The sequence below is a fragment of the Achromobacter sp. 1011811831 genome, assembly GCF_059760905.1.
In genome coordinates this window covers 71963-82184 of sequence record NZ_JCBANG010000020.1, presented here as the reverse complement: position 1 = coordinate 82184, position 10222 = coordinate 71963, and the positions used below count along the sequence as shown (strand labels likewise).

The 10222-nt window shown below is 71.0% G+C and carries 9 protein-coding genes; 5 read left to right on the top strand and 4 right to left on the bottom strand.

What is annotated here, in order from left to right:
* Positions 1-22: 22 nt before the first annotated feature.
* Together AC6LJ9_RS10745 and AC6LJ9_RS10740 are read right to left on the bottom strand one after the other, a co-directional pair.
* Positions 23-1678 carry a CehA/McbA family metallohydrolase domain-containing protein gene (locus AC6LJ9_RS10745; RefSeq protein ID WP_498147518.1) on the bottom strand — a complete coding sequence of 552 codons (1656 nt, stop codon included), beginning with the start codon at positions 1676-1678 and terminating at the stop codon, positions 23-25.
* Positions 1679-1838: 160 nt separating this feature from the next.
* Positions 1839-2540: a TetR/AcrR family transcriptional regulator gene (locus tag AC6LJ9_RS10740; RefSeq protein WP_498147523.1), complete on the bottom strand. Its 702-nt coding sequence runs from the start codon at positions 2538-2540 to the stop codon at positions 1839-1841.
* A 155-nt stretch (positions 2541-2695) separates the two neighbouring features.
* Here AC6LJ9_RS10740 and AC6LJ9_RS10735 point away from each other — a divergent pair, with 155 nt between their 5' ends.
* From AC6LJ9_RS10735 to AC6LJ9_RS10725, 3 genes are all read left to right on the top strand, one after another.
* Positions 2696-3910, top strand: coding sequence for a Tm-1-like ATP-binding domain-containing protein (locus AC6LJ9_RS10735; RefSeq protein ID WP_498147517.1), 1215 nt, complete (start codon positions 2696-2698; stop codon positions 3908-3910).
* Between the two features lie 11 nt (positions 3911-3921).
* Positions 3922-4752, top strand: coding sequence for a phosphoenolpyruvate hydrolase family protein (locus AC6LJ9_RS10730; RefSeq protein ID WP_212313363.1), 831 nt, complete (start codon positions 3922-3924; stop codon positions 4750-4752).
* A 94-nt stretch (positions 4753-4846) separates the two neighbouring features.
* A complete protein-coding gene (locus tag AC6LJ9_RS10725) occupies positions 4847-5290 on the top strand; it encodes an SRPBCC family protein (protein WP_392409914.1) in 444 nt (147 codons plus the stop codon).
* Here the strand turns inward: AC6LJ9_RS10725 and AC6LJ9_RS10720 are convergent.
* A complete protein-coding gene (locus AC6LJ9_RS10720; protein WP_498147516.1) occupies positions 5287-6267 on the bottom strand; it encodes a LysR family transcriptional regulator in 981 nt (326 codons plus the stop codon). The two genes, AC6LJ9_RS10725 and AC6LJ9_RS10720, sit on opposite strands and share 4 nt — an antisense overlap.
* Positions 6268-6358: 91 nt before the next feature.
* On the opposite strand from AC6LJ9_RS10720, the gene AC6LJ9_RS10715 reads away from it, so the two are divergent.
* On the top strand, positions 6359-7810 hold the full coding sequence (locus tag AC6LJ9_RS10715) for an N-acyl-D-amino-acid deacylase family protein (RefSeq protein WP_498147515.1): 1452 nt from the start codon (positions 6359-6361) through the stop codon (positions 7808-7810).
* 25 nt (positions 7811-7835) lie between these two features.
* Positions 7836-8795 (top strand): tripartite tricarboxylate transporter substrate binding protein BugE, encoded by a 960-nt coding sequence (locus tag AC6LJ9_RS10710; RefSeq protein WP_212313356.1) that lies wholly within the window; start codon positions 7836-7838, stop codon positions 8793-8795.
* Between the two features lie 49 nt (positions 8796-8844).
* Here the strand turns inward: AC6LJ9_RS10710 and AC6LJ9_RS10705 are convergent, their stop codons facing one another.
* Positions 8845-10221, bottom strand: a complete 1377-nt coding sequence (locus tag AC6LJ9_RS10705; protein ID WP_498147514.1) for a sulfite reductase subunit alpha — start codon at positions 10219-10221, stop codon at positions 8845-8847.
* Position 10222: the final 1 nt, after the last annotated feature.

Here is a 10222-nt window from a genome sequence, read left to right as displayed (position 1 = left end):
GCTGTAGCGCGGCCAGCTGCGCCTACGGCTTGACCGTCACGAACACCGGATTCGAGTAGAACCACAGGTCGTTGTAGTTGCGCGCGTTGATGGCGTTGAAGCGCGCCGCGTTGTCGGTCAGGTCGATCTTGGCGTCCGGCAGCGGCTCGCCGTTGGCGGTTTCGCCGGCCACGTCCGGCGCCAGGTTGGTGCCGCGCAGGCGCAGGTACTGGCTCTTGCCGGCGCTGAGCTTGACCTTGATGACGTTGTAGCCTTCCTTGTCCACGGTCCAGTCGGCGCGCGTGTAGCGGCCCAGCACGCGGGTGCTGGGATTGGTGGCCTGGTCATACGCCGGCGTGCCCGGGGCGGCGCGCGGGACGACGTCGCCCACGATCAGGTCGACGTGGTGCACGGTCGGCTTGACGTAGGTGGGGTTGCCGCTTTCGATCGGGTACTCGTAGTGGTTGCTGTCGGGGCTGCGGAAGCGGATGGTCACTTCCACCTGCTCGCCCTTGGCCGCGATCAGCTCACCGCCCATCTGCGCCGTGCCCGAGGCGCCCTGCGCCTGGAATTCCAGCGCGTCGATCAGGTCGCCGAACACGCCGTACATGCGGCCGCTCTTCAGGCCCGCGACCACCGCCGCCATGTCCTTGCCGTCCTTCCAGACATAGGTGCGGGCGTACTCGCCGGGGGCGTAGCCGCTGCTGTACTGGCCGGTGGCGTTGACGCGGAAGTGGAAATCCGAATCGGCCACGGTCCAGATGCGGCGGCCCTCGCCGAGCAGCGCGTCCCAGGTGCCGCCCAGCTGCGCAACCAGGTAGTCGACGCCGCCGTAGGTGCGGTTGGGCAGCTTGGCGGGCGTGTAGGCCTCGGCGTAGCCGCCACGATCCGGTTCCATCTGGTTGCCCACCATGCCTTCGATGGCGAAGAAGATGGACGGCGCCAGGTCGTGCATCTCGCGCAGCTGGCCGATGGTGTACTTGCCGGCGTAGCGCGACGGGTGGTTCAGCAGCATGTAGCTGTCGGGATGCTTGTCGCGCAGCCATTTCAGCGCGGCCAGCGAGTCGGCGTGCGTGCTGTAGGCGCGCGGCTGGCCGGCCAGGTCCGCCACCAGCTGCGGGTCGAACAGGTTGGCGGCCTTGTTGGTGTACAGGTATTCGAATTCGGCCACCGCCCGCAGCGACTTGGCCGACATCGGCTCGTTCACGCCGATGCCGATGTTGACGTGGTCATGCGTGGGCATGTCCCATTCAAACGACGAGAAGATGATCTTGCCGGCGTAGCGGCCCGCGGCCTGCGCCTGCTGGATGAACGGCACTTCGTAGCGCGCCATGCCGGTCGAGAACGGGACCGGGCCGCCGGGAATGTCCAGGCCGGTGTGGTCGCGCCTGGACATGCGCAGGTGGTTCGACAGCGCGGCCCAGTCCAGCTTGTAGCGGGTGAAGGCCTGGTCCAGCACGGTTTCCAGCGTGGTCTGGGCATCGTCGGACTGGATGGTGTGCACGTGCAGATCGCCGGCGCTCCATGCGCCCGTGATCACGGGCGGCTTGGGGGGCTCGGGCGTGGGCTCGGTCACGACCGGCGGCTTGGCGGGCGCGTCGTCATCGTCGTCGCTGCCGCCACAGGCGCTCAACAGGGTTACGCAAGCCAGCGACAAGGGCATCAGGGCCCGCCGCAGGCGGGTTACTTCGAACTGCATTCATGGCTCCAGCGTCAGGGCGGCCCGCAACTCGCGGCGCCGCGCAGGGCGGGACTATGCCGGCTGCCGGTGACGTGGGAATGACAGGCTGGCGCCGGCGCGCGCCGCCAGCGGGGACGTGGCGCCGGCGCGCGCGGCCAGCGGCGCGACCCGGGGCGGCCTAGCCGCCGCGCTTGTCGCTGGTCTTGCCGCCCTTTGTGGGCTTGTCCTTCTTGCCCGGCGTCGATGCCTCGGCGTCCGCCAATGCCTGCCGGATGATGGCCTGCGCGGTCCAGCGCGCCACCTCGGTCACTTCGGGCAGTTCCAGCCGCCAGATGTCCTTGAGCACCAGGAACACCTCGGTGCCATAGACCAGCGACAGGGCCTGCGCCACGCGTTCCTGCTGCGTCGGCGTCAGCGCGCCGGCCAGCGGCGCGATGGCGCGTTTCAGGATGTCGACGCGGTGGCCGCGCACCAGGCGCGGCTCGTTGCCGGCGCGGCCGGCGCTGGCCTCGGCGTGCTGCTCCAGCGAGACCTGGATGGCGGCGCGCAGCGGCGCCTCGTGCGCCTCCAGGCGCGGATAGGCGAAGCGCAGCAGCTCGTCGACGCGCGCGCCGGCGTCGTCGGCGTCCGAGTCCCAGGCCAGGATCGGGCCCAGGCTTTCGTCGACCACGGCGGCGATCAGCGCGCTCTGGCTGGGGAAATAGCGGTAGGCGGTGGCGCGCGATACCTGGGCGTGCTCGGCCAGCTCGGCCACCGAGGGCGTGATGCCCTGGCCCATGAGCTGCTGCGCGGCATCCAGCAGGATCTTGCGCATGCGCGCGCGCGGCCCGTGTGGCGGCTCGCCGCTGGCCTCGGCCTGGCGGCTGGCGGGCGCGATCAGCGCGCGCGCGGACGCCGCCTGCTGGGCGGTTTTGGTTTGACGTGAGACAGTCGTCTCAGTATGATTCTTTCGTCTCATTTCTGAATTCTACAGGCCGGGCTCGCCCCGGCACATATCGAGGCGCGCATCGAGTGTAGCCGCCCACGGGAGGAGCCATGACGAATACCAAGCGGCGGGTCTACGTGGCCGCCACCTACGACACCAAGGGCCACGAGGCCGAGTACGTGGCCGGCCTGCTGGCGCGCGACGGCCTGGACGTGGTGACGGTGGACGTGTCCACCACCGGCGCGCCCAGCGCCGCCCGCGTGCAGGCCCGCGACGTGGCCGCCAGCCATCCCGGCGGCGCCCAGGCGGTGTTCACCGGCGACCGTGGCACGGCCATCGCCGCCATGGCGCTGGCCTTCGAGCGCTACGCCGCCGCCGACGCCGGCATCGGCGCGCTGCTGGGCCTGGGCGGCTCGGGCGGCACGGCGCTGATCACGCCGGCCATGCGCGCGCTGCCCATCGGCGTGCCCAAGCTGATGGTGTCGACCATGGCCTCCGGCAATGTCGCGCCCTATGTCGGGCCGTCCGACATCGCCATGATGTACTCCGTCACCGACGTGGCCGGGCTGAACCGCATCTCGCGCCGCGTGCTGGCCAATGCCGCCGGCGCCATCGGCGGCGCGTTCCGCCAGGCCGACAGCGCGGCCCAGGACAACGACAGTCGTCCCGCCGTCGGCATCAGCATGTTCGGCGTGACCACGGCCTGCGTGCAGCAGGTGGTGCCGCTGCTGGAGCCGGACTACGACTGCCTGGTGTTCCACGCCACCGGCACCGGCGGCCAGTCCATGGAAAAACTGCTGGACAGCCATCTGCTGTCCGGCGTGCTGGACCTGACCACCACCGAGGTCTGCGACTTCCTGTTCGGCGGCGTGCTGGCCTGCACCGAGGACCGCTTCGGCGCCGTGGCGCGCACGCGCGCGCCCTATGTGGGCGCCTGCGGTGCGCTGGACATGGTGAACTTCGGCGGCATGGAGACCGTGCCCGAACGCTACCAGGGCCGCCTGTTTTATCCCCACAATCCGCAGGTGACGCTGATGCGCACCACGCCCGCCGAGAACGCCCGCCAGGGCGAGTGGATCGCCAGCCGGCTGAACCGTTGCGACGGGCCGGTGCGCTTCCTGATCCCCGAGGGCGGGGTGTCGGCGCTGGATGCGCCGGGCCAGGCCTTCTGGGATCCGGAGGCCGACGCCGCGCTGTTCGCCGCGCTGGAGACGCACCTGGTGCAGACCGCCGATCGCCGCCTGGTGCGCGTGCCCTGCCACATCAACGACCCGCTGTTCGCCCGCACGGCGGTCGAGCAGTACCTTGAAATCGCCAAACACTGAGGACCGCCGCCATGCCGCGCTTTGACCGCAACCAACTCATGGACAAGTTCCGCGCCATGGTGCGCGACCGCCAGCCCATCGTGGGCGGCGGCGCGGGCACGGGGCTGTCGGCCAAGTGCGAGGAAGCCGGCGGCATCGACCTGATCGTGATCTACAACTCGGGCCGTTACCGCATGGCCGGCCGGGGCTCGCTGGCGGGCCTGCTGGCCTACGGCAATGCCAACGAGATCGTGGTCGACATGGGCCGCGAGGTGTTGCCCGTGGTCAAGCGCACGCCGGTGCTGGCGGGCGTGAACGGCACCGATCCGTTCTGCGACTTCGACGTGTTCCTGGACGAGCTCAAGCGCCAGGGCTTCGCTGGCGTGCAGAACTTTCCCACCGTGGGCCTGATCGACGGCACCTTCCGCGCCAACCTGGAAGAAACCGGCATGGGCTATGGCCTGGAAGTGGACATGATCCGCCTGGCGCACGAGAAGGGCATGCTGACCACGCCCTATGTGTTCAACGAAGCCGATGCCGTGGCCATGACCCGCGCCGGCGCCGACATCATCGTGGCACACATGGGCCTGACCACCGGCGGCTCCATCGGCGCCGAGACCGCGCTGACGCTGGACGATTGCGTGGCCGCCATCGACCGCATCGCGGCCGCCGCGCTGGCGGTGCGCGATGATGTGATCGTGCTGTGCCACGGCGGCCCCATCGCCACGCCCGAGGATGCCGCCCACGTGCTGCGCGCCTGCAAGCATTGCCATGGCTTCTACGGCGCCAGCTCGATGGAGCGCCTGCCCACCGAACAGGCGCTGACCGCGGCCACGCGGGAATTCAAGGGCCTGACCTTCTAAGCTGTTTACCAGGCGCCGCGCACGGCGCCTTTTTCTTGTCTTTCACCGCATCACATCCTTCCTTTCACCGCATCCGCTTCGACAGGAGCCCCGCATGTCGCACACCGTGTATATCAGCGCCATCATCCATGCGCCGCTTGAGCAGGTCTGGCCCATGTTCCGCGACTTCAACGGCCTGGCCGGCTGGCATCCCGGCGTGGCCGTCAGCCGCCTTGAGGACGGCGGCCGCGCGGACGCCCTGGGCTCGGTGCGGCACCTGACGCTCCAGCCGTCGGGCTTCGTGCGCGAACAGCTGCTGATGCTGGACGATCCGGGCACGGCGCTGCGCTATTCCATCATCGAGACCGACCTGCCCATGCGCGACTACGTTGCCGGCGTGCAGCTGCGCCGCGTCACCGAGGGCGGGCTCACGCTGGTCGAATGGTGGGCCGACTTCCGCGTCGAGGCCGGCGCCGATCTGGCGGCCGTGGCTGGCGCCGTGGGGCAGGGCGTGTTCGCGGCGGGGCTGAAGGCGCTGGACGAGAAGTTGCGCCGCTAGGTCCCTAGGCCCTGCCCGCGTGCTTGCGCGCGGCGCGGGCGCGCGCAGCCGGGCGGCAGCTCGGCCGTTTTCAGATAGTCGCGGATCGCGCCGATCAGCGCATCGGCCGCCGGACTCAAGGGATAGTCCAGGTGGCGGATCAGGCAGACCGTGCGCACCATGGTGGGCCGCGACAGCAGCGCGTAGGCCAGTCCCGGCTCGCGCACGCGCTCGGCGGCCAGTGCCGGCAGCAGCGCCACGCCCATTCCCGCCTTGACCAGCGCCGCCTGCGAGGTGGTGCTGGACGCCTCATGGAAGGGCGCGGCCGCCTCGATCGGCAGGTCGGCGCGGGCGCGCAGCAGCGCGATGATGCCGGTCTCGTCCACCACGCCCACCAGCTGGCGGCCGGCCAGATCGGCCCAGCGCACGGTGCCGTCGCGGCCTGGGCGCATACCGGCGTCGTCCTCGCGGTACAGCACGCCGAAGCGGTCTTCCAGCAGCGGCTCGAAATCCAGCCCCGGCGCGTCCGCCCAGCGGCTGGTCAGGCCGAAATCGACCTCGCGCGCCGCCACCTTGCGCTGGATGCGGCCGGAGTTGTCGTCGCTCAGGTACAGGCGCACGGCGGGGTGGCGTGCCGCGAAGGCGGCGGCCGCCGGCGCGATGATCTGGGTGATGGCCGACGGCGCCGCCGCCACGCCCACGCGTCCGCGCTCCAGCGCGCCGAAGCGCACCACGTCGCCGATGGCGCCATCGAAATCGGCCAGCAGCCGCATGACGCGCGGCAGGAATTCCTCGCCCGCCGCCGTCAGCAGCACGCGCCGGCTGGTGCGCGCGAACAGCAGGGTGGACAGCGCTTCCTCCAGCTGGCGCACCAGGCTGGTGACGGACGACTGGGTCTGGAACAGGCGCTCGGCGGCGCGCGTGAAGCTGGACTCCTGGGCCACCGCGACGAAGGCGTTCAGGTGCTTGAGCGTGACATGCTTGGGCAGGCGATTCATTTCAAATCACGATGGATGGATCGATAAAAACAATTTTTCCAGATTGATCGGCCGGCCGATACTAGGGCCTTCATCAAGCCGGGACACGCGCATGGGGCAGGACACGCTGGATCTGATCATCGAGGGCGGCTGGGTCATCGACGGCCTGGGCGGGCCGCGCATGCGCGCCGACGTGGGCGTGGCGGACGGCTGCATCGCGGCGCTGGGCGACCTGTCCGGCTATATCGCCGACAGGCGGCTGGACGCAGCGGGGCGCATCGTGGCGCCCGGCTTCATCGACGTGCACGGCCACGACGACCTGATGTTCGTCGAAAAGCCGGATCTGGCCTGGAAGACCAGCCAGGGCATCACCTCGGTGGTGGTGGGCAACTGCGGCATCAGCGGCGCGCCCGCGCCGCTGCCGGGCAATCACGCGGCGGCGCTGGCCCTCCTGGGCGAGTCGCCGCTGTACGCCGACATGGAGGCCTACTTCGCCACGCTGCAGGCGCAGCGGCCCATGATCAACGTGGCGGCGCTGGTCGGCCATGCCAACCTGCGGTTGGCGGCCATGCGCGATCCGGCGGCCCAGCCCACGGCCGATGAGCAGCGCGCCATGGAGCGCATGCTGGACGCCTCGCTGGCGGCCGGCGCGGTCGGCTTCAGCACCGGCCTGGCCTACCAGCCGGGCGGCATGGCGCGGGCGGCCGAGCTGGAAGGGTTGGCGCGCGTGGCGGCGGCGCGCGGCGCGCTGCACACCAGCCATATCCGCAACGAGGGCGACACGGTCGAGGAATCGGTGGACGAAGTGCTGTCCATCGGCCGCAACAGCGGCTGCGCCACGGTGCTGTCGCATCACAAGTGCATGATGCCGCGCAACTGGGGCAAGAGCCGCGCCACGCTGGCCAACATCGACCGCGCCCGCGCCGAGGGCGTGGACGTGGCGCTGGACATCTATCCCTATCCCGGCAGCTCCACCATCCTGATCCCGGAGCGCGCCGAGCAGATCGACGACATCCGCGTCACCTGGTCGACGCCGCATCCCGAGTGCGCGGGCCGCTACCTGGCCGACATCGCCGCCGACTGGGGGTGCGACAAGACCGAGGCCGCGCGCCGGCTTTGCCCGGCCGGCGCGATCTATTTCGCCATGGACGAGGACGAGGTGCGCCGCATCTTCCAGCATGACTGCTGCATGGTCGGCTCGGACGGCCTGCCCAACGACGCGCATCCGCATCCGCGCCTGTGGGGCAGCTTCACGCGCGTGCTGGGACGCTATGTGCGCGAAGCCGAGTTGCTGACGTTGGAGGCGGCGGTGGCCAAGATGAGCGCGCTGCCCGCGCGCGTGTTCGGCCTGGCCGGGCGCGGCCGCATCGCCGTGGGCGCCTGGGCCGACATCGTGGTGTTCGATGCCGACACGGTGGCCGACCTGGCCACCTGGGAAGCGCCGACGCTGCCCTCGGCCGGCGTCGAGCGCGTGCTGGTCAACGGCGTGCAGGTGCATCCGCCCATGCCCGACGCGCCGCGTCCCGGGCAGATCCTGCGTCGCTCGGTCGCGGCGCAAGCATAACGATTACATCCACAGGAGACTCCCCATGTTCCGCAAGACCTGCGCCGCGCTGGCGCTGGCCGCCGCATTGCCGGCCGCCCATGCCGCCTTCCCCGAACGCCCCATCACGCTGATCGTGCCGTTCCCGGCCGGCGGCCCCACCGACATCGTGGGCCGGCTGGCGGCGGCCAAGGCCGGCGAGATCCTGGGCCAGCAGATCGTGGTGGAAAACCGCACCGGCGCGTCCGGCACCATCGGCATGGCCGCGACCGCGCGCGCCAAGCCCGACGGCTACACCGTGGGCCTGGCCACCGTCAGCACGCACGGCACCGCGCCGCACCTGTTTCCCAACCTGGCTTATGACCCGGTCAAGGATTTCACGCCGGTCAGCAACCTGGTGACCAGCCCCAACATCCTCAGCGTCAATCCGCAGTATCCGGCCAAGACCCTGGCCGGGTTCGTCGAGCATGTGCGCGCCAATCCGGGCCGCGACGGCTACGCCAATGCCGGCGCCGGCGGCGTCAACGACCTGGGCATGATCTGGTTCCTGCAGATCATCGGCGGCAAGATGAACAGCATCTCGTATCGCGGCTCGGCGCCGGCGCTGACCGACACGGTGGGCGGCGTGGTGCCGGTGATCTTCGACAACTTCCCGTCGTCGCTGCCGTATCTGAAGAGCAATCATCTGCGCGCGCTGGCCATCACCGGCCCGGCGCGCAACCCGCGCCTGCCGGACGTGCCGACCTTCGCCGAACAGGGCTACAAGGACTACGACGTGACGGCCTGGTACGGCGTGGTGGCGCCGGCGGGCCTGCCCGACGACGTGCGCGACAAGCTGGCGCAAGCCTTCGCGCAGGCCGTGCGCGACCCGGCCACGGCGGCCAAGATGGAGGAAACCGGCGCCTTCCCGCTGGGCAACACGCCGGCCGAGTTCGGCGCGCAGATCCAGGCCGAGCGCGACCGCTGGAAGAGCGTGATCGACAAGGCGCAGATCAAGCTGCAATAGGGAAGTCTGGCGGCGTGGCGCGCGGCCGGCAGGCGCCACGCGCGCCGCCTCAGTACACGTCGCGGCGGTAGCGGCCGTCGTGCTGCATCTGCTGCAGCCGGGCGTCGCCCAGGATGTCGCGCAGCGCGTCATCCACGCCGCCCGCCATGCCTTGCAGGCTGCCGCAGACGTAGACCGCCGCGCCCGCGTCGGTCCAGGCGCGAACTGTGCCGGCCTGTTCGCGCAGCAGGTGCTGCACGTAGCGCCGTTCCTCCTGGTCGCGCGAGAACACGACGTCCAGTCGTTCGATTCCGCCAGCGTCGCGCCAGCCTTCGATTTCGGCGCGGCAGAACCAGTCATGCGCGGCCTGGCGCTCGCCGAACACCAGCCAGTTGCGATGCCGGCCCGCCGCCAGGCGCGCCTTGAGCAGCGCGCGCAGGCCGGCTAGGCCGGTGCCGTTGCCGATCAGGATCATCGGCCGGCCGTCGTCCGGCGCGTGGAAATTGCGGTTGGACCGCAGCCTGAGATCGATCTCGTCGCCCAGTCGCGCCACGTGCGTCAGCCAGCCGCTGCCCAGGCCCAGGTCGCCATCGGGCCCGCGCATCTGGCGCACCAGCAATTGCAGCGCGCCGTCGGCGGGCAGGGATGCGATCGAGTATTCGCGGTGCGGCAGCAGTTCCCCGCCGCGCTCGCGGCGCGGGCCGATCTCGGCAATGTCGCCGGCCTGCCAGAGGGGCGCGGCGCCGGACGGCGGCGCCAGCGTCAGCAGGTAGCAGGGGCCGCCCTGGCTGTCCGGGTTGAGCCGTTCGCGGCCTTGCAGGCGCCAGGGTTCGTAGGCCGGCGTTTCCCAGTCGGGCAGGTCGCTGCGGCCGGCCAGCAGGCCCAGGTGATGTTGCCAGTGGCGCAGCGCGGCGGCGTCGCCGTTGTCCACGTCGACGCGGTCGAACAGCGGCTGCGCGCCCTGCGCGTGCAGCCATTCATCCAGTGCGCGGCCGAAGCCGCAGAACTGTGCGTACTCGCTGTCGCCCAGCGCCAGCACGGCGTAGCGCAGGCCCGGAAGTTGCGGCGCCGCGCCGGCGGCCGGCTGCATCAGGCTGGCGAAGGCGGCGGCGGCGTCGGGCGGATCGCCTTCGCCGTAGGTGCTGGCCACGAACAGCACGCGTTCATAGCCGCGCAGCCGCGCCAGGTCGAGCTGGCCCAGGGCCGCGACGCGCACGTCCAGGCCGCCGGCGCGCAACGAGTCGGCGGTCTGGCCGGCCAGCGTCTCGGCGTAGCCGGTCTGGCTGGCGTGCGCGATGAGCACGGCGGCGCGCGGCGGCGGCTGGTCCAGCGCCTGGCGGGCTCGCGTCTCGCGCGCGCGTTCGCGGCGCGCGCGGCGCCAGGCCCAGGCGCACAGCAGCAGCCAGCACAGCACCACGCCGGCCGCGGCGGTCAGGCGCAAGGTCATG

Coding starts and splice junctions, on each gene's coding strand:
- AC6LJ9_RS10745 (WP_498147518.1), bottom strand. CDS start 1,678: ATGCAGTTCGAAGTAACCCGCCTGCGGCGGGCCCTGATGCCCTTGTCG.
- AC6LJ9_RS10735 (WP_498147517.1), top strand. CDS start 2,696: ATGACGAATACCAAGCGGCGGGTCTACGTGGCCGCCACCTACGACACC.
- AC6LJ9_RS10730 (WP_212313363.1), top strand. CDS start 3,922: ATGCCGCGCTTTGACCGCAACCAACTCATGGACAAGTTCCGCGCCATG.
- AC6LJ9_RS10725 (WP_392409914.1), top strand. CDS start 4,847: ATGTCGCACACCGTGTATATCAGCGCCATCATCCATGCGCCGCTTGAG.
- AC6LJ9_RS10720 (WP_498147516.1), bottom strand. CDS start 6,267: ATGAATCGCCTGCCCAAGCATGTCACGCTCAAGCACCTGAACGCCTTC.
- AC6LJ9_RS10715 (WP_498147515.1), top strand. CDS start 6,359: ATGGGGCAGGACACGCTGGATCTGATCATCGAGGGCGGCTGGGTCATC.
- AC6LJ9_RS10710 (WP_212313356.1), top strand. CDS start 7,836: ATGTTCCGCAAGACCTGCGCCGCGCTGGCGCTGGCCGCCGCATTGCCG.
- AC6LJ9_RS10705 (WP_498147514.1), bottom strand. CDS start 10,221: ATGACCTTGCGCCTGACCGCCGCGGCCGGCGTGGTGCTGTGCTGGCTG.